This window comes from Leisingera sp. ABD4_442 (assembly GCF_056160905.1).
On record NZ_JBSWYB010000041.1, the window covers coordinates 17,881 to 38,532 of the forward strand.

The 20,652-nt window shown below is 61.8% G+C and carries 22 protein-coding genes; 19 read left to right on the top strand and 3 right to left on the bottom strand.

Features of this window, described 5'->3' with window-relative positions; all coding sequences use genetic code 11:
* Nucleotides 1-41: 41 nt before the first annotated feature.
* Entirely contained in the window at nucleotides 42-524 is a 483-nt protein-coding gene (locus ACXAHG_RS20575; RefSeq protein WP_475060312.1) for a hypothetical protein, read from the bottom strand.
* Between the two features lie 723 nt (nucleotides 525-1,247).
* On the opposite strand from ACXAHG_RS20575, the gene ACXAHG_RS20580 reads away from it, so the two are divergent.
* Nucleotides 1,248-1,814 (top strand): TetR/AcrR family transcriptional regulator, encoded by a 567-nt coding sequence (locus ACXAHG_RS20580; RefSeq protein ID WP_475060314.1) that lies wholly within the window; start codon nucleotides 1,248-1,250, stop codon nucleotides 1,812-1,814.
* Nucleotides 1,815-1,824: 10 nt separating this feature from the next.
* Here ACXAHG_RS20580 and ACXAHG_RS20585 read toward each other — a convergent pair whose 3' ends face one another.
* Nucleotides 1,825-2,634 carry a lytic transglycosylase domain-containing protein gene (locus ACXAHG_RS20585; RefSeq protein ID WP_475044784.1) on the bottom strand — a complete coding sequence of 270 codons (810 nt, stop codon included), beginning with the start codon at nucleotides 2,632-2,634 and terminating at the stop codon, nucleotides 1,825-1,827.
* Between the two features lie 356 nt (nucleotides 2,635-2,990).
* On the opposite strand from ACXAHG_RS20585, the gene ACXAHG_RS20590 reads away from it, so the two are divergent.
* The 14 genes from ACXAHG_RS20590 to ACXAHG_RS20655 all read left to right on the top strand — a co-directional run bounded on the left by ACXAHG_RS20590 (nucleotide 2,991) and on the right by ACXAHG_RS20655 (nucleotide 15,622).
* Nucleotides 2,991-3,191, top strand: a complete 201-nt coding sequence (locus ACXAHG_RS20590; RefSeq protein WP_475044785.1) for a hypothetical protein — start codon at nucleotides 2,991-2,993, stop codon at nucleotides 3,189-3,191.
* Nucleotides 3,192-3,514: 323 nt separating this feature from the next.
* Nucleotides 3,515-3,715: a hypothetical protein gene (locus ACXAHG_RS20595; protein ID WP_475044786.1), complete on the top strand. Its 201-nt coding sequence runs from the start codon at nucleotides 3,515-3,517 to the stop codon at nucleotides 3,713-3,715.
* 251 nt (nucleotides 3,716-3,966) lie between these two features.
* Nucleotides 3,967-4,143, top strand: a complete 177-nt coding sequence (locus ACXAHG_RS20600; RefSeq protein ID WP_475044788.1) for a hypothetical protein — start codon at nucleotides 3,967-3,969, stop codon at nucleotides 4,141-4,143.
* Nucleotides 4,144-4,267: 124 nt separating this feature from the next.
* On the top strand, nucleotides 4,268-5,125 hold the full coding sequence (gene cpaB / locus ACXAHG_RS20605) for a Flp pilus assembly protein CpaB (RefSeq protein ID WP_475044789.1): 858 nt from the start codon (nucleotides 4,268-4,270) through the stop codon (nucleotides 5,123-5,125).
* Between the two features lie 215 nt (nucleotides 5,126-5,340).
* Complete coding sequence (locus ACXAHG_RS20610) at nucleotides 5,341-6,747, top strand: type II and III secretion system protein family protein (protein WP_475044790.1); 1,407 nt, start codon at nucleotides 5,341-5,343, stop codon at nucleotides 6,745-6,747.
* Nucleotides 6,748-6,762: 15 nt separating this feature from the next.
* Nucleotides 6,763-7,392: an OmpA family protein gene (locus ACXAHG_RS20615; RefSeq protein WP_475044791.1), complete on the top strand. Its 630-nt coding sequence runs from the start codon at nucleotides 6,763-6,765 to the stop codon at nucleotides 7,390-7,392.
* A gap of 154 nt (nucleotides 7,393-7,546) precedes the next feature.
* Nucleotides 7,547-8,776, top strand: coding sequence for a CpaE/TadZ family protein (locus ACXAHG_RS20620; protein WP_475060316.1), 1,230 nt, complete (start codon nucleotides 7,547-7,549; stop codon nucleotides 8,774-8,776).
* Between the two features lie 23 nt (nucleotides 8,777-8,799).
* Complete coding sequence (locus ACXAHG_RS20625; protein ID WP_475044795.1) at nucleotides 8,800-10,233, top strand: CpaF family protein; 1,434 nt, start codon at nucleotides 8,800-8,802, stop codon at nucleotides 10,231-10,233.
* The gene (locus ACXAHG_RS20630) at nucleotides 10,233-11,201 is read left to right on the top strand and encodes a type II secretion system F family protein (RefSeq protein ID WP_475060319.1); all 969 of its coding nucleotides are present in this window, start codon (nucleotides 10,233-10,235) and stop codon (nucleotides 11,199-11,201) included. The genes ACXAHG_RS20625 and ACXAHG_RS20630 overlap by 1 nt, the downstream gene beginning before the upstream one ends.
* A 10-nt stretch (nucleotides 11,202-11,211) precedes the next feature.
* Entirely contained in the window at nucleotides 11,212-12,195 is a 984-nt protein-coding gene (locus ACXAHG_RS20635) for a type II secretion system F family protein (protein ID WP_475044798.1), read from the top strand.
* Entirely contained in the window at nucleotides 12,195-12,785 is a 591-nt protein-coding gene (locus tag ACXAHG_RS20640) for a tetratricopeptide repeat protein (RefSeq protein ID WP_475044800.1), read from the top strand. Before ACXAHG_RS20635 ends, ACXAHG_RS20640 begins: the two co-directional genes overlap by 1 nt.
* Nucleotides 12,786-12,814: 29 nt before the next feature.
* Entirely contained in the window at nucleotides 12,815-13,663 is an 849-nt protein-coding gene (locus tag ACXAHG_RS20645) for a tetratricopeptide repeat protein (protein ID WP_475044801.1), read from the top strand.
* A gap of 3 nt (nucleotides 13,664-13,666) precedes the next feature.
* A complete protein-coding gene (locus tag ACXAHG_RS20650) occupies nucleotides 13,667-14,179 on the top strand; it encodes a prepilin peptidase (RefSeq protein ID WP_475044803.1) in 513 nt (170 codons plus the stop codon).
* A gap of 135 nt (nucleotides 14,180-14,314) precedes the next feature.
* On the top strand, nucleotides 14,315-15,622 hold the full coding sequence (locus tag ACXAHG_RS20655; RefSeq protein WP_475044804.1) for an ATPase: 1,308 nt from the start codon (nucleotides 14,315-14,317) through the stop codon (nucleotides 15,620-15,622).
* A 41-nt stretch (nucleotides 15,623-15,663) separates the two neighbouring features.
* Here ACXAHG_RS20655 and ACXAHG_RS20660 read toward each other — a convergent pair whose 3' ends face one another.
* Nucleotides 15,664-16,434, bottom strand: coding sequence for a nuclear transport factor 2 family protein (locus ACXAHG_RS20660; RefSeq protein ID WP_475044805.1), 771 nt, complete (start codon nucleotides 16,432-16,434; stop codon nucleotides 15,664-15,666).
* A 91-nt stretch (nucleotides 16,435-16,525) separates the two neighbouring features.
* Here ACXAHG_RS20660 and ACXAHG_RS20665 point away from each other — a divergent pair, with 91 nt between their 5' ends.
* The 4 genes from ACXAHG_RS20665 to ACXAHG_RS20680 all read left to right on the top strand — a co-directional run bounded on the left by ACXAHG_RS20665 (nucleotide 16,526) and on the right by ACXAHG_RS20680 (nucleotide 20,529).
* A complete protein-coding gene (locus tag ACXAHG_RS20665) occupies nucleotides 16,526-16,894 on the top strand; it encodes a winged helix-turn-helix transcriptional regulator (RefSeq protein WP_475060321.1) in 369 nt (122 codons plus the stop codon).
* A 38-nt stretch (nucleotides 16,895-16,932) separates the two neighbouring features.
* The gene (locus ACXAHG_RS20670) at nucleotides 16,933-19,359 is read left to right on the top strand and encodes a ligase-associated DNA damage response DEXH box helicase (protein WP_475060324.1); all 2,427 of its coding nucleotides are present in this window, start codon (nucleotides 16,933-16,935) and stop codon (nucleotides 19,357-19,359) included.
* Nucleotides 19,360-19,396: 37 nt separating this feature from the next.
* Entirely contained in the window at nucleotides 19,397-20,047 is a 651-nt protein-coding gene (pdeM, locus tag ACXAHG_RS20675) for a ligase-associated DNA damage response endonuclease PdeM (protein WP_475060326.1), read from the top strand.
* Nucleotides 20,048-20,121: 74 nt separating this feature from the next.
* On the top strand, nucleotides 20,122-20,529 hold the full coding sequence (locus ACXAHG_RS20680; protein WP_475044812.1) for a PaaI family thioesterase: 408 nt from the start codon (nucleotides 20,122-20,124) through the stop codon (nucleotides 20,527-20,529).
* Nucleotides 20,530-20,652 lie beyond the last annotated feature (123 nt).

The following is a 20,652-nucleotide window of genomic DNA, read 5'->3' on the forward strand; positions in this document are numbered from 1 at the left end:
CCGCATATGAAAAAGCCCGCCTGTTTCAGGCGGGCTTTTTTTCAAACTCCAGCTGCCAGGCTCTCTCCTGGCCGCATCCTGGGACGCAGAGCGGTCCATACGGCGCCCTCCGGCGGGTTGATGATCTCCCACATATAGACTCGCTTGTCGTACCAGTTGACGACCTTCTCTTGTCCATCTTCAAAAACAACCACGCAATAGCTGCCGTCCGCCGGGTCGCAGCTGTCACGGTCCAGCCAAGTGACAATGACGGGGTCAACTACATGCCGGTTGAACAGAACCTGGGCCTTGACCATCTTACCGGACACATACAGCCCGCCGCCAAACAATACCGCCGCCAGCACAAGAAAACCGGGGGCCGAAAAATTGCGGAACGGGCTAGCCTTGGCGATGCCCGGTGCAAAGGCCACAAAGATCAACCTGCCGAAGAACCCGACAAACGCAATTGTTCCGATCAAGACGATATTGCCGGTCAATTCTTGCGAGCCCGCGGCCACTGCCGTTGGATCAATTCCTAAGTCCAATACCTGCCTCCAATGACATAAAGGTCTAAATCAGGTGGTGAAAATCAATAAAATCAGGCAAAAAGATGGTTTCAGAGCGAAGCTTCCGAAAAATGCCCCGAAATTCACGGCACTAGCAGCCGGAGAGAGGCCTAGCCCCGCAATGGCTGCTGGCTTTTACAGGCAAAGCGGCTCCTCTGTGCGCAGTCTAGCGCTGCTCTGCCGCCAAGCTCTGCACAGCCTCTGCGCCTCCTTGCGCCCGCGGGAGTGTCACCGGCAGCAACGCTCCGCCGGCGAGTACTGCGGCGCATACAGCGAGAAGCACGTCACGTTTCATTGCAGCCCCTCCGGTCCTGGCCTTCCCGGTCCCGGCAGACAGGTCATGCCTTGCTCTCGTCTGAAATCATCTTCGAACACAACCCGGCAGGGCTGACGGGCTGGGTTCCTTCCGCTGGAACAGTCAATGCTGCGGCGATGCAGGATGCCAGGATTACCGGCCCGAGCGGCGAGGCCATTGGCTTGAAGAGGCGTCTCATGACAATCTCCCTGATTAAAAGTGTACCAATCTGTTAACTTACATCACATGTATGTACCGATCTGTATACCAAATCAAGACCAAAGGCAGAGTGCTGTAGAACAAAGACGGCTTGCCTCGCTTCGCATTGTTTTTGCGCACAAAAACTTTTTATTTGCGGCGGCAGACCGGCAAACATATGTACAGATCAGTACGCAATAGGACGAATCATGCGCCCGAACAAACGAGATGAACTGGTCCGAAAGGCCCTGGAGGTCTTCTACCGCAGCGGCTTTCACGCGACGGGCATGGATACGCTGGTCAAGGAAACCGGTGTCTCGAAGACATCCATGTACAAGCATTTCCGCACCAAGGATGAGCTCATCATCGCAGTGTTGCGGCTGCGGGATGAAAACTTCCGGAACTGGCTTTACCGGCGGATGGAGGCTCTGTCACCGGACCCGGCCGGGCAGCTTCTTGCGATGTTCACGGCACTGGAAGAATGGTTCGCAAAGCCCGAGTTTGCCGGCTGCATGTTTGTTAAGGCCAGTTCGGAGTTCCAGGACCGCAGCCATCCAGTGTACCGGCAATCCACGGAACATAAGCAGCTTCTGCTGGATCATTTCACCCGTCTGGCAGAGTCAGCAGGTGCTGCGGATCCAGCAGCCCTGGCCCGTAAACTGCTCATGCTGAAGGAAGGCGCGATCATCCTGGCAGCCATGTCCGTCACCCCCGCCCCTGCAGAAGACGCGCTGAATACCGCAAGGCTGCTGCTTACCGACGCTCTGCCGGAATGACGAACCGCCCCTATTTGGCGGTCCGGAACACGCAGCCGTCAGACAGGAACTGCGGCGGAGTCATGCATAGGCCCCGCGCGACCTGATAGGCGGCCAGCACCTTAGGCACGTAATCGCGGGTCTCGGCAAAAGGCGGCACCCCTTGATGGGCGCGTACCGCGCCTTCGCCTGCATTATACCCTGCCAGCACCAGGATAGGGTCGCCGCCGAACTCTCCCATCAGCCAGTCCAGGTATTTCACACCGCCGGAAATATTCTGCTGCGCTTCCAGCGCGTCGCTCACGCCGAACCGGGCAGCCGTATCAGGCATCAGCTGCATCAGCCCTTGCGCCCCCGCTGCGCTGACGGCATCGGCGCGGCCCGCAGATTCGACGGCGATCACGGCCAGCACCAGCGCTGGTGAGACCTCTGTGCCAACACTCTCTGTCAGGATCTGTATTCCGCGTTCCTGAACAATCTCCTGCAACAGCTGCAGCCGCGGCCCCGTCAGCTCCTTGGAGCCGCGCAGCGCTTGCAGCGCGTCATCCAGCCGCCCAGGTCCGCTGTCCTCCAGACCAGCGGCAATCTTGTCCCAGAACCAGCCGTAACGCCCCTCTGGCAAAGGTGATGTTCCGTCTGCCGTCTCTGCATCAGAGGCCGGGGGCTCCTGCACGGCTTGCGGCTCAATCTGCACGGTTATTCGCTTGCCTGCTCCAGGTGCTGGCGGCTTTATACGCTTGGCTTCGAATTCAGGGAAAGGCCGGGGCGGCACCTGCTGCCCCGCCGCGGCAAACGGCACTGCGCAGGCCGCCAGGGCCAATACTGCGTTGCGAAACGGCATTTCTTTGCCTGCCTCTGGTTTCTGCTTGCTTCAAAATGAAAAACTTAGAGCCCGAACACCAGCTTTTGCGCCCCAGAATCTGGCGCAACCGCCTTATTTCGCTCTGACTGGCGCCGAATTACCACGGGACACGAGCAGGTAACTGAATTTTAACCCAGCAAAATCAATGCCGTACAGAAATCATTGCCGAAAAGTAAAAATTAGGCGGGAATTTCCGGGTTTCGGCCCAAATCCTGCCACGCTGCACTGGCTATATGTACTCATCCAAGCCGGACAGGGACCAAGCAGGTGAGAGTGCAAACCCTGGCGAGATGGCGGGATGACGAAAATTCTGAGATCCTTTGGAGGGACCAACCATGATCAAATTCTTCAAAAACTTCCGCAAAGACGAATCCGGCGCCGTGACCGTCGACTGGGTTGTTCTGACCGCTGCCGTCGCAGCTCTGGCCGGCGTTGTCTACACCGCCATCCAGGACGGCGCATCCGACCTGACCAGCAGCACCGGCGACTTCCTGTCCGACCAGGCACCTTCGTCCAGCACCGGCGGCACCACCTAAGCCGCACTGCTTGATCGCAAGATTGGCCGCCCTCTTCGGAGGGCGGCCTTTTCTATTGCCAGCCCCCGCTGCCTGAGAGGTTTGCAAGTCTCAGGCCGGAACTGTTTTTTCAACGGCTTCAATGCACCTCTGCCCTTGGCTGCAAATTTTCTTGCCAAAAAGTAAAAATTGGGCGGCAATTCCGGATTTCGGCCTAATTCCTGCCATTCTCCGCTGGCTATATGTACTCATCCAAGCCGGACAGGGGCCAAGCAGGTGAGAGTGCAGACCCTGGCGAGACGGCGGGACACGACAATTTCTGAGATCCTTTGGAGGGACCAACCATGATCAAATTCTTCAAGAATTTCCGCAAGGAAGAATCCGGCGCCGTGACCGTCGACTGGGTTGTTCTGACCGCTGCCGTCGCAGCTCTGGCCGGTGTTGTCTACACCGCCATCCAGGACGGCGCATCCGACCTAACCAGCAGCACTGGCGACTTCCTGTCCGACCAGGCTCCGTCGTCCAGCACCGGCGGCACCACCTAAGCCGCACTGCTTGATCGCAAGATTGGCCGCCCTCTTCGGAGGGCGGCCTTTCCTTTGCCAGCCAAACGCAGCAGCCGGGGCTGAAGAAACAATTTGAAAAGTCTATCAAATACCAGGCTTTTAGGGCGAAATGCACAGGTTTGCGCCCAATTAAGGCCCCATTCATAAAGCTTAATAACCTTAACAGTGGGCGGAGCTGCTTGCAGCAAGCGGAACCGCAGCTGATCAATTAGGGCAGCGAGGTCCGCGACATGAAGAAGTTTAGGTCATTTATTGCCAGCGAAGATGGCGCAATCACAGTGGACTGGGTTATTCTGGCAGCCGCCGTGGCCGGACTGGCCGCGTTGATCGCCGGCCTGATGCAGGACGGCGCCCTGGGGCTGGCGGATGCGCTGGCGGCCTACATGAGCAACTGGAACTTTGGCTAAGGCACGCTGCCTGACGGGTGGCTGCCATCCGCCGCTGCCCTGGCCAAAGTCCGCAGATGTTTAAAAATCCGTTGGCCGGAACCGCCCCGCGGACACCCGGCTTCGGTTGATGAGAGGTAACACAATGCGTGCAGTTTTCGGACTTGTGCTGATTGTCGGTGTCGCCCTCGCGGGCGGCGCGGTCATGATGGCCAAGAAATACATTTCGGCCTATCAGAACGAACTGGCCCGCGAACGCGCCGCCCGGGCTGAAACGGTCCCGACGGTCGATGTCTTTGTCGCCACCAAACCCCTGAAGTACGGCGAACGCCTGTCCAAGGAAGCCGTACGCGCCGTGCGCTGGCCGGAGAACGCCATTCCCGATGGCGCCTTTACCGCTCTGGACACCCTTTTCCCGCCGCAAAGCGGCGACAAGCTGCGCGTGGTACTGCGCGCGATGGAAAAGGACGAGGCCATCATGGCGGTCAAGGTGACCGCGCCTGGCGAGGATGCCGGCATCACCTCCCGGCTGCAGCGCGGCATGCGGGCCTTTGCGATCAAGGTTGATGTGTCCTCGGGCGTTTCGGGTTTCTTGCGTCCAGGCGACAAGGTCGATGTCTATTGGACCGGCATGATGCCGGGTTCCAGCGGAACCCACGGCGAAGTCACCCGGCTGATTGAGACCAATGTGGAGCTGGTTGCCGTGGACCAGAGCGCCGGCGGCGACATCAGTGAAGCCATCATCGCCCGCACCGTTACGGTTGCGGCCCTGCCCAAACAGGTGGCGGCGCTGGCGCAGGCGCAGACCACCGGGCGCCTGTCCCTGGCGCTGGTCGGTGCAGGCGACGACACCATCGCTTCGGTGGTTGAAGTGGACCAGCGCACATTGCTGGGACTGGGTGCGCTGGAAGCCCCTCAGGAAGTAGAAAAGGAAAAAGTCTGCACCATCAGGACCCGCCGCGGCGCTGAGGTTGTGGAAATCCCGATCCCTTGCACCAACTAGGAATATCATTTCCTTGCAGACCGTTAACAGGTTCAGCCGCCCTTTCACTTCGAAGGGCGGTTGATTTGCCTGTTGCGCTTGCCCCACAATGCAAACCCCTCAGGAACGGCGCCGAAGCCATTGATTCTTGCAATAATTCGGGATCTGCACCACAGTGGCCCAAAGAGCGGGCAAAAAGACCCGGATTTTGAGGCGTGATCGGAAAGGCAGGTCACATGGCAATTAAACGGTTCGTGGCGGCGGCCCTTATGGGGCTATCGCTAATTGGCATGCCGCAGGCGGATGGGGCATCGGCGCAATCTCTGCGGGTGGTGAAGAAGGGCACGGCGGCAACGCTGGACGTGCCAATGAACCGCGCTGTGGTTGTGGAAAGCGAAACACCCTTTGCAGAGCTGAGCATCGCAAACCCCAGTATTGCGGATATTTCCTCCCTCTCAGACCGCACCATCTATGTGCTGGGCAAATCGCCTGGCCTGACCACCCTGACGCTGCTTGATGGCTCCGGCCGGCTGATCACCAACGTGAACGTGCGGGTGGCTGCGGATGTGACCGAATTCAAGGAACGCCTGCGCCAGATCCTGCCAAACGAGAAGATCGAGGTGCGCACCGCCAATGACGGCATTGTGCTGTCCGGCACCGTGTCCAGCGCCGCACGCCTTCAGCGGGCTCTGGATCTGGCCGAACGCTACGCACCTGAGCGGGTCAGTAACCTGATGTCGGTCGGCGGCGTGCAGCAGGTCATGCTCAAGGTCCGCTTTGCCGAAATGCAGCGCTCGGTTTCGAAATCCCTCAGCGCCTCGCTGGGATTCAACGGCGGCACCGGCAATGGCCGCACCGGCGGCTATAACACCCTGAACACCTCCGGCGCGCTGGCCAACTCGCTGGCCGGCAACATCCCCGCCGCCAATGCCAACACCGGTGCCTTCCTGTTCGGCTTCAACGCAGGCTCCGTCCAGGTCAGCCTGCTGCTGGAAGCGCTGGAGCAAAAAGGCGTGGTCCGCACCCTGGCTGAACCCAACCTGTCTGCCCTGTCGGGACAGGAAGCGAAGTTCCTGGCCGGCGGCGAATACCCAGTTCCGGTCGCGCAGGAAGACGGCGTGATCACCATTGAATTCAAGCCCTTCGGCATTGAGCTGAACTTCATCCCACGGGTGGTCGACGGCGATCTTATCAATCTCGAACTGAACGCTGCGGTGTCGGCGATCGACCCGACCAACTCGCTGGAGCTGAACGGCCTGACCATCGACGCCTTTTCGCGCCGGGAAACGTCAACCACGGTGGAAATGCGCGATGGCGAGAGCTTTGCGATTGCCGGACTGATCCGCGATGAATTCCTCGACAACTCCGCGCAGCTGCCCTGGCTGGGCGATGTGCCGGTTCTGGGCGCGCTGTTCCGCAGCGCCGACTATCAGCGCGAGCAGACCGAGCTGGTGATTATCGTCAGCGCGCATCTGGTCACTCCGACCCGCGGCGAAGCGCTGACCCTGCCGACCGACCGGGTGGCCCCGCCCAGCGAAAAGGACCTGTTCCTGTTCGGCCGCACGGCCCGCACCAAGAACGGCCCGGCTGCCGAGGTGGCCAAGCAGGACTTCAATGGCTCTTACGGCTACGTGCTGGACTGATAAGGAGTGGCACAGATGATCAGAACCGCTGCAATTCTCGGCCTTCTCCTGACCGCAGCTGCCTGCGAGCGGGAAGCCGGGCGAGAGCTGAACCGCAAGGGCGCCTTCGGTGAAGCCACCTTCAACAACGCGGCGGTGATGAGCGGCGAGCGCAGCTATGCGATCCAGTTGGCCAGCAGGTTCGCCAAAGAGGTGCCCAGCACCATTAATTTCGACTTTGACAGCTCCCGCCTGGATGCGGCAGCCCGCAGTGCGCTGGATCAGCAGGCGCGCTGGATCAAGCAATTCCCCGAAGTGCGCTTCCGCGTCTTCGGCCATACCGACGCGGTCGGCAGCAATGCCTACAATAAGTCGCTTGGCCTGCGCAGGGCCCGTGCCGCGGTCAACTACCTGGTCTCGCGCGGTATCAGCCGCAACCGGCTGGAGGCCGTGGTCTCCCACGGCGAAACCCAGCCGCTGATCCCGACGCCGGAGCGCGAACGCCGCAACCGCCGCACCGTGACTGAGGTCAGCGGCTTCCTCAAGCGCCATCCCTCGGTGCTGGACGGGAAATACGCCCAGATCATCTACCGCGAATATCTGGAAAGCGCAGTTCCGGCCACCACCCTGACCGAGCAGAAGTCGATCGAGCGCGCCCTGCAGTAAGCGGTTTTCGCGGCCCAGCGGTTACGAACTAGTAACAATTCCCCACATTTGGGGATTTTTGGCCCCAATATCGCCTAGATTGCCACCGAAATTGTTTCCTAGAGGCGGACTGTGACCTGTGTCCGGACCGCCGGTGGGAACAAGGATGATGGCGATGAGCAGCGGAATGCCGCAAACAGAGACACCTGCGATTGTTGCCTGCACGATCAGCCGCGACGTGCAGAATTTCGATCTTTTGATCGAAGACATGGAAGCCGCTCTGGGAGAGGCCTGGGGTGATCTGGGCTTTACCGAGGCGCTGGCCTTTTTCGGCCAGTCCGGGGCAGAGCCGCTGCAATTTGTCGCCTTGGCCATCGACAGCGCGGATGAGGGCGACCTGCCGCTTTTGGGTGAGATCATCACCCAGGCGAAATCACGCGGCATCAAGGTGATCCTGATAGCCGAGGACGTGACGCCCGCGGCGCTGCACACGCTGCTGCGCCAAGGGGCCGATGAATTTGTCCCCTACCCCTTGCCGGAACAGGAGCTGCAGTCCGCAATCGACCGGCTGCAGGAACCGCAACCGGAGGTGGCGCAGAACCCGCATCAGCTGCAATCCGGCAGCCAGCGCGAGGGCGCCGTGATCGTGTGCCACGGGCTGGCCGGCGGTACCGGCTCCACCACCATGGCTGTCAACCTGGCGTGGGAACTTGCCGCCCTCAGCGAGCATGATGAACCCAGTGTCTGCCTGCTCGATCTGGATCTGCAGCACGGCTCGGTCTCAACCTATTTGGACCTGCCCCGCCGCGAGGCGGTAATGGAAATGCTGAGCGAAACCGAAAGCATGGATGCAGACCTGTTCGGCCAGGCCCTGCTGCCGTTCCAGGAGCGCCTGCAGGTTCTGACCGCGCCGTCGGAGCTGGTGCCCTTGGACATCCTGTCGCCGGAAGACATCACCCGGGTGGTGGAAATGGCGCGCAGCCACTTCGACTTTGTTGTCATCGACCTGCCCCACACTCTGGTGCAATGGTCGGAAACCGTGCTGAACATGGCCCATGTCTATTTCGCGATGATCGAGCTGGACATGCGCTCCGCGCAGAATGCCCTGCGCATGAAACGGGCGCTTCAGTCGGAGGACCTGCCCTTCGAAAAGCTGCGCTTTGCCCTGAACCGGGCCCCGAAATTTACCGACCTCGCCGGCAAAAGCCGGGTCAAGCGGATGGCGGAATCGCTCAGCATCTCTATCGACCTGCAACTGCCCGATGGCGGCAAGCAGGTTCTGCAGAGCTGCGACCATGGGCTGCCGCTGGCCGTTTCGGCAGCAAAGAATCCCTTGCGCAAGGAAATCGCCAAGCTCGCGGCCTCACTTCATGAGCTGGGCCGGAGAGAAGCAGAAGCCGCCTGAGCGGCTTGAACTGGGGTGAGTTGATGTTTTCCAAGTACAAAAAGCAAGCGGCCAAACCTGCCGCTCCCGCACCTGAGCCAGCGGCGGCGGCAGCCGCCGCCAAGCCTGCGGCATCATTGCGTAAGCCGGTCCAGCGCAAGGCGGCCGAGGCCCAGCCGATGGACAAGGAGCGCAAGCGCAAGGAACGCCTGAGCGAAATCAAGATCCAGCTGCACCGGGAGCTTCTGGAAAACCTGAACCTCGCGGCCCTGGAACGCGCGGGCGAAGCAGAGCTGCGTTCTGAGATTGCCAATATCGCGACCGAAATCCTGGCCGAGAAGAGCATCGTTCTGAACCGCGAAGACCGGCAGCAGCTGAACAAGGAACTCTACGACGAGGTCACCGGCCTCGGTCCGCTGGAAGCCTTGCTTCAGGATGACACCGTCAGCGACATTCTGGTCAACGGCCCGCAGCAGATCTTTGTGGAGCGCAGCGGCAAGCTTGAGCTTTCAGACATTGCCTTCAAAGATGAGAAGCACCTGATGCGGATCATCGACAAAATCGTCTCTGCCGTGGGACGCCGTGTCGATGAGAGCAATCCCTATGTAGACGCCCGGCTGGCCGATGGCTCGCGTTTCAACGCGATGGTGCCGCCGATCGCGGTAGACGGTTCGCTGGTGTCGATCCGGAAATTCAAAAAGGACAAGCTGGGCATTGACGACCTGGTGAATTTCGGCGCCTTCACCGAGGAAATGGCCGCCTATCTGCAGGCTGCTGTCTCAACCCGCCTGAACGTGATCGTCTCTGGCGGCACCGGTTCGGGCAAGACAACCACGCTGAACGCGCTGTCGTCCTTCATCGACAACGCTGAGCGCATCCTGACCATCGAGGATACGGCGGAACTTCAGCTGCAGCAGACCCATGTGGGCCGCATGGAAAGCCGCCCGCCCAACGTCGAAGGCAAGGGCGAGGTATCGCCGCGCGACTGTCTGAAGAACGCTCTGCGGATGCGCCCCGACCGCATCATCGTCGGCGAGACCCGCGGCGAGGAAGTGATCGACATGCTGCAGGCCATGAACACCGGTCACGACGGCTCGATGACCACGATCCACGCCAACTCTGCCCGGGACGGTATCTCGCGTCTGGAAAACATGATTGCCATGGCGGGCATTGAAATGCCGATCAAGGCGGTGCGCAGCCAGATCTCCTCGGCGGTGAACCTGATCGTGCAAGCCTCGCGCTTGCAGGACGGCTCGCGCCGGATGACGTCGATCACTGAGATCACCGGTATGGAAGGCGATGTGATCTCGATGCAGGAAATCTTCCGGTTCCAGCGCGTCGGGCTGACGCCGGACAACAAGATCATCGGTCATTTTACTGCCACTGGCGTCCGCAGCCACTATTCGGAGCGTTTCCGCCTGTGGGGCTATGACCTGCCGCCGTCGATCTATGAACCCACTGTGATGGAGCCGCGCTGATGCAACTGAGTGCTGAACCGCTTATCTATGGCTTGATCTTCTTTGGGGTTCTGGCCCTGGTTGAAGGCCTGTATCTATTTACCTTCGGCAAATCCATCAGCCTCAACAGCAAGGTCAACCGCCGGCTGGAGATGATGGAGAAGGGCAGCAACCGCGAGCAGGTGCTGGAGCAGTTGCGCAAGGAGCTGGGCCAGCATGCCAAGTCGCAGTCGATCCCGCTCTATTCGCTGCTTTCCGAGCGCGCGCAGAAGGCTGCGATCGCCTTTTCGCCAAAACAGCTGATCCTGATTATGGCCGGGTTAGCCGCAGTTGCCTTTGTCGGTCTCAGCATCGGCACCTCTGCCCCCCTGCCCGTCCGCGTGCTGGGCTCAGTTATTATCGGCGTCGGCGCGGTGTTTTTCTGGGTCAACAAAAAAGCCGCCAAGCGGATGGCAATGATTGAGGAGCAGCTGCCGGACGCAGTGGAACTGATGGTGCGCTCCCTGCGCGTCGGCCACCCGTTCACCTCTGCGGTGCAGATCGTCGCGAATGAGGTTGAGGACCCGCTGGCCACGGAGTTCGGCATCATCTCCGACGAATGCGCCTATGGCCGCGATGTCGGCGAGGCACTCAAGGAAATGGCCGAACGCCTGGACATGCAGGACATGCGCTTCCTCGCCGTTGCCGTGACCATCCAGCAGCAATCGGGCGGTAACCTGGCCGAGGTTCTGGCCGGTCTCGCCAAGGTGATCCGTGCCCGCTTCCGCCTGTTCCGCCGGGTCAAGGCGATCACCGCCGAGGCGCAGTGGTCGGGCAAGTTCCTGTCGGGTTTCCCGCTGTTCTGCCTGATCGGCATCCTGGTCAAGGATCCCAACTACTACGACAACGTGCTGGACCATCCCTGGTTTATCCCGGCCTGTTTCGCAGTCGGCGCAATGCTGACAGCCAACCTCTTTGTCATGCGCATGCTGACAAACATCAAAGTCTAAGGAGGCGGCCGTGGATTTTCTGACCGGCATAGACAGCTTTCTGACGTCGCAGCTTGGCGAATTCGGCCCGCTCCTGGTGCTGGGCATCGCCGGGCTGTTCATGATCCTGCTGGCGATCCCCCTGCTGCTCAATCAGCCCGAGGACCCGCTGAAAAAGCTGCAAAAAAACATGGCGCCGGAAACCCGGAACACACCCAAGAAGGAGCGGCTGCGTCAGGGCAACCGCAACGAGCAGTTGCAGAAATTCGCAGGCTTCCTGGAACCGCAGAACGAGGAAGAACTCTCAGCCATGGAGCTGAAGCTGCGTCAGGCAGGCTATCACTCCAAGGACTCGGTGCGCCTGTTCCATTTCGCGCAGTTTGCCCTGGGCATTGTCGGCCTGCTGGCCGGTCTGTTCTTTGTCTACGTTCTGAAGGCCGACACGGACTATGACAGCCAGCAGATGGCCATCCGCATCATCGGTCCGGGCGCTGCAGGCTATTTGCTGCCAAAATACTGGATCACCCGCCGCATCGAGGAGCGCAAGCAGAAGATCACCGAAGGGTTCCCGGACGCCTTGGACATGATGCTGGTCTGCGTCGAGGCGGGCCAGTCGCTGGACCAGGCAATCGTCCGCGTTGCAAAGGAACTGCACGCCTCCTTCCCGGAGCTGGCCGAGGAATTCGAAGTCGTCGCCTATGAAATGAAGGCGGGCAAGGAAAAGGACAAGGTGCTGCGCGACATGGGCACCCGCTGCGGCGTGCAGGACGTGTCCTCCTTTGTCACCGTGATGATCCAGTCCTCCAGTTTCGGCACCTCGATCGCCGACGCCTTGCGGGTTTATGCCGGGGAAATGCGTGACAAGCGCGTGATGCGCGCCGAAGAGGCCGCAAACAAGTTGCCCGTAAAGATGACCCTTGCCACAATGGGGCTGACGGTTCCGCCCTTGCTGATCATCCTGGTCGGCCCGTCGGTACAGGGCATCATGAATATGGGCAACGCAGGACCCCAGTAATGACCAAAACGCTACGGGCAGCCGCTGCCCGTCTGCTGAAGGCCACCGCCGCCGCCAGCGCCCTCGCGCTGGCGGCAGCTTGCGCGCCGGGCGGGCTGAAACAGGACAAGAGCAGCCCCTGGGCGCCGGGCGATGATACGCGCGGCCAGGCCGAAGACGGGCTGGTGGTCGGCAACCGGCTGATGGCCGCAGGCGAACACGAACTGGCGCTGCAGGCCTTTACCCGCGCAGCACTTGACCACGGGCTGACCGCCGAGGTGCTGTCCGGCATGGGCTCGGCCAAACTGGGTCTCAGGCGGCTGGGCCAGGCAGAGGAGCTGCTGCGCCAGGCGGTGGATGCCGACCCGTCCTGGCCGGAACCGATGAACAACCTGGGCGTGGCGCTGATGGAACGCGGCAAAACCGCCGAAGCGGTGCAGGTGTTCCAGCGTGCCTATGCGCTTGACAATGGCGAAAGTGACGCAATCCGCGATAATTTACGCCTGGCACTCGCAAAACTGGAAAATCCTGCGCATACTGAGCCTCAAAAACAAGACTACAAATTGGTGCGGCAAGGCAGCGGCAGCTACCTGATTCGCCAAGCACCATAAAGAGGCAGAGCAGTAAAAAGGACGCACCAATGCGCCAGCAGATTTTTCTATCCGCTTCTCTTGCAGGGGCGCTGGTCCTGTCGGCCTGCGCGGAGAAAGGCGATGAAACCGTTGAACGGGCTTTCCAGGAAGTGAATGTCATCGACGAGAGCAATCTCAACGATGTCATGCTGACCGTGGCCGACCCGAATGAGGCAGTTGCCCATTTCCAGCGCACGCTCAAGAACGACCCGGAGCGGATTGAGCTGCAGCGCGGCCTTGCCCATTCCTTGATCCGCGCCAAGCGCAACACCGAGGGCACCGCCGCCTGGAAAAAGGTGGTGACGATGAAGGGCGCCACCAGCCAAGATCACGTGCAACTGGCCGGCGCACTGGTGCGCAGCGGCGAATGGGATGCAGCCAAGGCACAGCTCGATCAGGTGCCCCCGACGCATGAGACCTATGAACGCTACCGGCTGGAGGCCGTGGTCGCGGATGCCGGCAAGGATTGGAAGCGCGCCGACAGCTTCTATGAAATCGCAGCCGGTCTGACCACCAAACCTGCCAAGGTAATGAACAACTGGGGCTATTCCAAACTGACCCGCGGCGACTTTGCCGGCGCAGAGCGCCTGTTCGGCGAGGCGATCCGTCAGGATCAGGGCCTGTTCACGGCCAAGAACAACCTGGTGCTGGCCCGCGGTGCGCAACGCAATTACACCCTGCCGGTGATCCCGCTGGATCAAACCGAACGCGCCCTGCTGCTGCACACGCTGGCGTTGTCGGCAGTCAAGCAAGGCGACGTCGCCATCGGCGAAAACCTCCTGCGCGAGGCGATCGACACCCACCCGCAGCATTTCGAGGAAGCCTCCCGCTCGCTGGCGGCCCTGGAGAACGGCTGATCCATGCAATTCCCGGCCCATGCTGCCCTGTGGTTCCTGCCCTTTGTGCTGCCGCTGTGCTATACAGTTGCGCTGACGGACCTGCGCGGCATGCGCATCCCTAATTGGGCGGTCGATGTTCTGGCAGTGATCTATGTCACTGTTGGGGCGCTGGTGATGCCCAGCTGGGCGGACTATGGCTGGCACATTTTGCATCTGCCGGCGGGCATCGCCCTGGGCTTCCTGTTCTACTCTGCCGGCGCCGTCGGTGCAGGCGACGCCAAATTCGCCGGCGCCGCTGCCCCGTTTTTTGCCCTTGGCGATCTGCGGCTTCTGATGATCATCTTTGCCGCAACCCTGCTGGCAGGGTTCACCGCCCACAGGATCGCCAAATACACTCCCTTGCGGCGGTTGGCGCCCGATTGGCAAAGCTGGGAAACCGGCAAGAGCTTTCCCATGGGCCTGTGCCTGGGCGGCACTCTGGCGCTCTACCTGATCCTGGCAGCGCTGTTCGGCAGCCAGCCCGCGGGCCTGTAAAACTCTCCCTGATTTCTGCCGCCTCCGCGGAAATGCTGCAGCTCTGCCCCGCTGTTGCCACAGTCCTGAATAGTCTGTTTCCAGGAGCGCCCCGCCCGCCGGGGCCAGATATGGATTTCAGGGACAGGCACCGCCATGAACATGCAGAACCTCACCGTTGTGGCCCCACCCGCCCCCAAGGGGCTGGAACAGATGCAGCTGCCGCTGGTGATGATGCGGGACATTCTGCTCAAAACGATTTTCCGTAAAAACGTGGAAAACGTAAGCGAGATCGCCGAGGCGATCTGCCTGCCCTCCTCCGTCACCCAGGAGCTGGTGGACATGGCCCGCGAGCAGAAGCTGCTGGAGGCCACCGGCACGCTGAACGCCAACAGCGGCAACGAAATGGGCTACCAGCTGACTGACGCCGGCAAGTCCCGCGCCCAGGATGCGCTCAGCCAGTCGGAATATTTCGGCGCCATGCCGGTTCCGCTGGCAGTCTACCGCGAGCAGGTGAAGCGCCAGTCGATCCGCAACATCCAGGTGACCCGCGACCAGCTGACCAATGCGATGGGGCATCTGGTGCTGCCCAACAGCCTGCTGGATCACCTCGGCCCCGCAGTCAGCGCCGGTCGTTCGATCCTGATGTACGGCCCGCCGGGCAACGGTAAATCCTCGATCTCCAACGGCATCCGCGATGCGCTGGGGGATCATGTCTATGTGCCGCGCGCCATCGAATACGCAGGCCAGGTGATAACCGTCTATGACCCGATCGTGCACACCGCGGTTGAACAGGAAGCGGAAGATCCCAACGCCCTGCGCCGCCGCCGCCGCTTTGACGAGCGGTACGTGATGTGCGAGCGCCCCACCGTGATCACCGGCGGCGAACTGTCGCTGGACATGCTGGACCTGGTCTACAACCCCACTGCACGTACCTATCAGGCGCCGCTGCAGCTGAAATCCACTGGCGGCATCTTCATCGTCGACGACCTTGGCCGTCAGGCGGAACCGCCGCAGTCCCTGGTCAACCGTTGGATCGTGCCGCTGGAAGAAAGCAAGGATATCCTGGCGCTGCAATCGGGTGAGAAGTTCGAGGTGCCGTTTGACACGCTGGTGATCTTCTCCACCAACTTCCACCCGAATGAGATTTTCGACCAGGCGGCGCTGCGCCGGATCTTCTTCAAGATCAAGATCGACGGCCCGAACCAGGAGAACTTCCTCAAGATCTTTGCCATGGTGGCCCGCAAGAAGGGCATGCCGCTGGACGAGGCCGCGCTGGTGCATCTGCTGAAAAAGAAATACCCGACGATCAACAACATCTACGCCAACTACCAGCCGGTGTTTCTGATCGACCAGATGATTTCGATCTGCGAGTTCGAAGGCATCCCCTACCAGATGTCGCCGGAACTGATCGACCGCGCCTGGGCCAATATGTTCGTCAAGGACGAGCACATCGTGAAGTAAAAAAAGGGCGGGATCATCCCCGCCCTTTTCGCTGAGTGCTATCAGAACTTGCCGTTGTCGTGCGCCATCTCTGCCGGGATCGGGCTGACGGTATCCCAATGCTCGACGATCTTGCCGTCCTCCACCCGGAAAAGATCAAAGAACGCCATCGGTGTTTCTCCCAGGCTGCCCTCTGAGGCGGTGAAGACAAAGTTCCCCTCGGCCACCACAATCGGGGTGCTGGTATAGGCCAGCGCCTGGCCGGTTTCCGCCAGATGCTGGATCATTCCGCCAAGGGCCTCCAACCCGTCGCCGATATTCGGGTTGTGCTGCAGGTAGGTTTCCGTCGAGACGTAGCTGGTGATCTTCTCCGGCGCCTTGCCGTGCAGGACGTCAGTCACAAACCCCTGCACCAGCGCCTTGTTCTCCGCCGTCTTGTCCAGATCCGTGACCTCGGCCGGGCCGTCGGTCAAGGTGCGGCCAGAGGCGTTCGGCGCGGCGGGCGGCTGCAGGTTGTCCCAGTGTTCGGCCACTTTCCCGCCCTCGACTCGGAACACGTCGAAGGCCACCAGTGTCTCCGCGCCAAAGGCCTGCGCATTATCGTAGGTGCTGTGCAGCACCACCATGTCGCCCTCGGCAATCACCCGGTGGACCTCCATCGTGACACCGCTTTCCTTCAGCGCCGGAATGAAACCGATAATGGGCGCAGCCCCGGTTGGCACCATCGGGTTGTGCTGGATGTAACCCGGTGCCAGCAACTGCTCTGCCGCCTCCGGGTCAAACGCGGTGAAAATCGCCGCTACGGCGTTCAGAACGATTTCTTTCGCACTCATCGGATGTCCTTTCGAATCGCGTTGTCGTGACACCCCAATTTGGTATTCTTTCCGCACCAGATATCAATTACGCACCAAATAGGAACCAGGTATGCTTCCAGTAACCGCCCCCTCCAAGGAACAAGCAGAGGACTGCCCGATACGGCAGGTTCTGTCGCAGGTGACAGGCAAATGGCAGATGCTGATCGTGCTGGTGCTGGAGGACGGCGCGCTGCGGTTCGGCGCGCTGCGGCGCACCATTGGCGATGTGACCCAGCGGGTGCTGACCGAAAACCTGCGCAAGCTGGAGCGTGACGGCTATATCACCCGCAGCGTCGATCCCGGCCCGCCGGTGGCAGTGTCCTATGCGCTCACCCCCTTGGGGCAGGAATTGCTTGAGCACATGAAATCCCTGACCATCTGGGCCGCCGGGCGGCATCAGCAGGTGCTGCAGGCGCGGACCGTTTATGACAGCAAATGACGTTGCAATGACCGGCAAAGCCTCCCACATTCCGCAGGATGAGTGACACCGCCCCCGCCTTGCCTGAAGCGCTTGAGAACTGGTTCGCCGTCCGCGGCTGGACCATCCACCCGCATCAGCACGCCATGCTGGCCCGGGCCGGGGCGCCCTGCACCCTGCTGATCGCCCCCACCGGCGGCGGCAAGACCATGGCGGGATTTTTGCCGACCCTGGCGGAACTGGTCGATGGGACACACGACGGGCTGCACACGCTTTATATCTCGCCGCTCAAGGCACTGGCCGCAGATATCAAGCGCAACCTGCGCACGCCGGTTGAGGAGATCGGCCTGCCGGTCCGCATAGATGACCGCACCGGCGATACACCTGCCTCCCGCAAGAAGCGCCAGCGGGCCGACCCGCCGCATATCCTGCTGACCACGCCGGAAAGCCTCGCCCTGCTCACCTCCTACGAGGACGCCGCGCGGACCTTCAAAGGTTTGAAGCGGGTGGTGGTGGACGAGATCCACGCGCTGGCCGAAAGCAAGCGCGGCGACCAGCTGATGCTGGCGCTGACGCGGCTGCAGACGCTGTGCCCGGACCTGCGCCGCGTCGGCCTGTCCGCCACGGTGGACGACCCGCAGGCCATCGCCAGCTACCTGGCCCGCCATCCGGACCCCTGCGGCATCGTGCTGGCCGATCCCGGTCCTGCGCCGGACATCCGGATGCTGGAAACCGAAGAGGCCCCGCCCTGGGCCGGCGGCGGCGCGGCCTATGCGATCCCCGCCGTGATGGAACAGATCAAGGCGCACAAGACCACCCTGATATTCCACAACACCCGCGCCCAGGCGGAAATCTTCTTTCACAACCTCTGGCTTGCCAACGAGGACGCGCTGCCGATCGGCATCCACCACGGCTCGCTTGACCGGGTCCAGCGTGAGCGGGTGGAGGCAGCGATGGTCCGGGGAGAGCTGCGCGCCATCGTCTGCACCGGCTCGCTGGACCTTGGCATCGACTGGGGCGACGTGGATCTGGTGATCCAGATCGGCGCGCCCAAGAACGTCAAACGCTTAGTGCAGCGCATCGGCCGCGCCAACCACCGCTATAACGCGCCGTCCAAAGCGCTGCTGGTGCCTGCCAACCGGTTCGAGGTGGTTGAATGCCGCGCCGCGCTGGAGGCGGTGCGCGAAAATGATCTGGACGGGGACCCGCGCGGACCCGGTCCCCGCGACGTGCTGTGCCAGCACATCCTGATCGCCGCCTGCGCCGGCCCGTTTGACGCAGATGAACTCTATACCGAGATGACCCGGGCCGGGGCCTATGCCGCCCTGCCCCGCGCGGAGTTCGACGCCTGCCTCGACTTCTGCGCCACCGGCGGCTACGCATTGAAGGCTTACGATCAGTGGCAGCGCCTGCTGCAGCGGCCCGACGGCAAGTGGCAGCTGCGCGACCCGCGCGCGGCGCAGCGCATCCGCATGAACCTTGGCACCATTCAGGACGCGGACCTGATCAAGGTCCGCCTGAAACGCAGCCGCGGCGGCAAGCCCTTGGGCGAGGTGGAGGAAGCCTTTGCCGCTACCCTCACCCCCGGCGACACCTTCCTGATCGGCGGCCAAACCGTGCGTTACGAGGGCTTGCGCGAAATGACCGTGGAGGTCACCCGCAACCCCGGCCGAAAGCCCAATATCGCGGTGTTCTCCGGCACCAAATTCGCCACCTCCACCCAGCTCAGCGTGCGCATCCTGGAGATGTTCAAACAGGACAGCTGGCCCGCCCTGCCTGGCCACACCGCCGAGTGGCTGGAGCTGCAACGGGAGGTCTCCGAACTGCCCCGCGCAGGCCAATTGCTGATCGAAAGCTTCCCGCATGACAGCCGCGAACACATCTGCATCTACGGCTTCGCCGGCCGCAACGCCCAGCAAACCCTGGGCCTTTTACTGACCAAGCGGATGGAGGAACTGGGCCTTGATCCCCTCGGCTTTGTCTCTACCGACTACGCCACCCTAATCTGGGGGCTGCAGGAAGTCACCGACCCCGCCCCGCTGTTCGACCTGGAGGCTTTGCGCGACGGGCTGGAGGTCTGGCTGGCCGGCAATGCGGTGATGAAACGCTCCTTCCGCGGCGCTGCCACCATCGCGGGCCTCATTGAACGCAACACGCCGGGGGCGCGCAAGAACGGGCGGCAGGCGACATTCTCTTCCGATATCCTCTATGACACGCTGCGCAAGTACGAGCCGGATCACCTGCTGATGGACATCACCCGCGAGGAAGCCCTGCGGGGTCTGGTGGATTTCGGGCGGATCGAGGAGATGCTGGAGCGGACCCGCGGCTGCATCACGCTGCGGCGGCTGGAACGGATTTCCCCCCTCGCGGCGCCCCTGCTGCTGGAGGTTGGCAAGGTGCCGGTCAAGGGCGCGGCGGAGGAGAAACTGTTGCAGCAGGAATCCGCGGCGCTGATGCGGCAGTCCGGGCTGGACCGGCTGCAATAACCCTTGCCTGTGCCATCGGGACAGATAGACCCAAGCCATGACCGGATTTGACTTCACCCTCGCAGGCGCCTGCCTCACTGCCCTCGGCTCTGGCGGGCTCTGGTGGGCAGAGCAGCGCCTGCTTTGCGTTTCCGACCTGCATCTGGGGAAATCAGAACGCCACATCCGGCGCGGCGGCAGCGCCCTGCCGCCCTATGAGACCCGGGACACGCTCGCGCGCATCGCCGAACTGGTGTCTGCCCTGCAGCCGGACACGGTGGTCTGTCTCGGCGACAGTTTCGACGATGACACCGCCTCGCAGGCCTTGCCGGAAGCAGAGAAATCCCAGCTGTCCTCCCTGATGCAGAACCGCCGCTGGATCTGGATCACCGGAAACCACGATCCGGCGCCTGCGGATCTGGGCGGCGAACAGATGGCAGAGCTGCATCTTGCCCCGCTCACCTTCCGCCATATCGCCAATCCCCTGGCTGTGGCAGAGGTCTCCGGCCACTACCACCCCAAGGCACGGGTGCGCAGCACTTCCCGCCCCTGTTTTCTCCTGGACCAGTCGCGGCTGATCCTGCCGGCCTTCGGCACCTATACCGGCGGCCTGCGCAGCACCGACCCCGCGCTCACCGCGCTGATGGAAAGGGACGCGCTGGCGATCCTGACTGGACCTAAGGCGCTGCCGGTGCCCATGCCCCGCTAAGTGGCGCAGCGTCACAGGCTCAATGCGGCTGTGCCGTCTCTATGCTGGGCACCAGCAACAGAAGGACAGCATAGATGGACGACCGCATCCGCCGCAGTTTCGCCAAGCAAAGCATGATGCAGACACTGGGCGCGGAGGTCGCCAGCGTCGCGCCGGGCGAAGTGGTGATCACCGCCCCGATCCTGCCCGGCAGCCGCCAGCAGCACGATGTGGCCCATGCGGCCCTCAGCTTTGCCATCGGCGACACGGCGGCCGGCTATGCGGCGCTGTCCATGATGCCTGAGAGCAGCGAAGTGATGACGGCGGAGATGAAGATCAACCTGCTAGCCCCGGGCGCAGGGGACTATCTGCGAGCCACAGGCAAAGTCATTAAACCGGGTCGGCGTCTGGTGATCGTCACAGCAGAGGTCCACGCGGTTACAGGCGAAGAGGAAAAGCTGGTTGCCCTCCTGCAGGGGACCATGGTGCCCGTGTCCGCTTGACACATTCCCTTTCAAATTCGCAAACGCAAAGCCCCGCCGGAGGGTTTCCGGCGGGGCAGATTTGTTCGGACCTCAACGGTCTGCGCTTCAGGCGGTGAGGCCTTCAGGCTCGGGGAGGTTGTT

What these genes read in the sequence shown, in the direction of transcription:
- ACXAHG_RS20580 (WP_475060314.1), top strand. Translation starts at nt 1,248, where the DNA reads ATGCGCCCGAACAAACGAGATGAACTGGTCCGAAAGGCCCTGGAGGTC.
- ACXAHG_RS20585 (WP_475044784.1), bottom strand. Translation starts at nt 2,634, where the DNA reads ATGCCGTTTCGCAACGCAGTATTGGCCCTGGCGGCCTGCGCAGTGCCG.
- ACXAHG_RS20590 (WP_475044785.1), top strand. Translation starts at nt 2,991, where the DNA reads ATGATCAAATTCTTCAAAAACTTCCGCAAAGACGAATCCGGCGCCGTG.
- ACXAHG_RS20595 (WP_475044786.1), top strand. Translation starts at nt 3,515, where the DNA reads ATGATCAAATTCTTCAAGAATTTCCGCAAGGAAGAATCCGGCGCCGTG.
- ACXAHG_RS20600 (WP_475044788.1), top strand. Translation starts at nt 3,967, where the DNA reads ATGAAGAAGTTTAGGTCATTTATTGCCAGCGAAGATGGCGCAATCACA.
- cpaB (WP_475044789.1), top strand. Translation starts at nt 4,268, where the DNA reads ATGCGTGCAGTTTTCGGACTTGTGCTGATTGTCGGTGTCGCCCTCGCG.
- ACXAHG_RS20610 (WP_475044790.1), top strand. Translation starts at nt 5,341, where the DNA reads ATGGCAATTAAACGGTTCGTGGCGGCGGCCCTTATGGGGCTATCGCTA.
- ACXAHG_RS20615 (WP_475044791.1), top strand. Translation starts at nt 6,763, where the DNA reads ATGATCAGAACCGCTGCAATTCTCGGCCTTCTCCTGACCGCAGCTGCC.
- ACXAHG_RS20620 (WP_475060316.1), top strand. Translation starts at nt 7,547, where the DNA reads ATGAGCAGCGGAATGCCGCAAACAGAGACACCTGCGATTGTTGCCTGC.
- ACXAHG_RS20625 (WP_475044795.1), top strand. Translation starts at nt 8,800, where the DNA reads ATGTTTTCCAAGTACAAAAAGCAAGCGGCCAAACCTGCCGCTCCCGCA.
- ACXAHG_RS20630 (WP_475060319.1), top strand. Translation starts at nt 10,233, where the DNA reads ATGCAACTGAGTGCTGAACCGCTTATCTATGGCTTGATCTTCTTTGGG.
- ACXAHG_RS20640 (WP_475044800.1), top strand. Translation starts at nt 12,195, where the DNA reads ATGACCAAAACGCTACGGGCAGCCGCTGCCCGTCTGCTGAAGGCCACC.
- ACXAHG_RS20645 (WP_475044801.1), top strand. Translation starts at nt 12,815, where the DNA reads ATGCGCCAGCAGATTTTTCTATCCGCTTCTCTTGCAGGGGCGCTGGTC.
- ACXAHG_RS20650 (WP_475044803.1), top strand. Translation starts at nt 13,667, where the DNA reads ATGCAATTCCCGGCCCATGCTGCCCTGTGGTTCCTGCCCTTTGTGCTG.
- ACXAHG_RS20655 (WP_475044804.1), top strand. Translation starts at nt 14,315, where the DNA reads ATGAACATGCAGAACCTCACCGTTGTGGCCCCACCCGCCCCCAAGGGG.
- ACXAHG_RS20660 (WP_475044805.1), bottom strand. Translation starts at nt 16,434, where the DNA reads ATGAGTGCGAAAGAAATCGTTCTGAACGCCGTAGCGGCGATTTTCACC.
- ACXAHG_RS20665 (WP_475060321.1), top strand. Translation starts at nt 16,526, where the DNA reads ATGCTTCCAGTAACCGCCCCCTCCAAGGAACAAGCAGAGGACTGCCCG.
- ACXAHG_RS20670 (WP_475060324.1), top strand. Translation starts at nt 16,933, where the DNA reads ATGAGTGACACCGCCCCCGCCTTGCCTGAAGCGCTTGAGAACTGGTTC.
- pdeM (WP_475060326.1), top strand. Translation starts at nt 19,397, where the DNA reads ATGACCGGATTTGACTTCACCCTCGCAGGCGCCTGCCTCACTGCCCTC.
- ACXAHG_RS20680 (WP_475044812.1), top strand. Translation starts at nt 20,122, where the DNA reads ATGGACGACCGCATCCGCCGCAGTTTCGCCAAGCAAAGCATGATGCAG.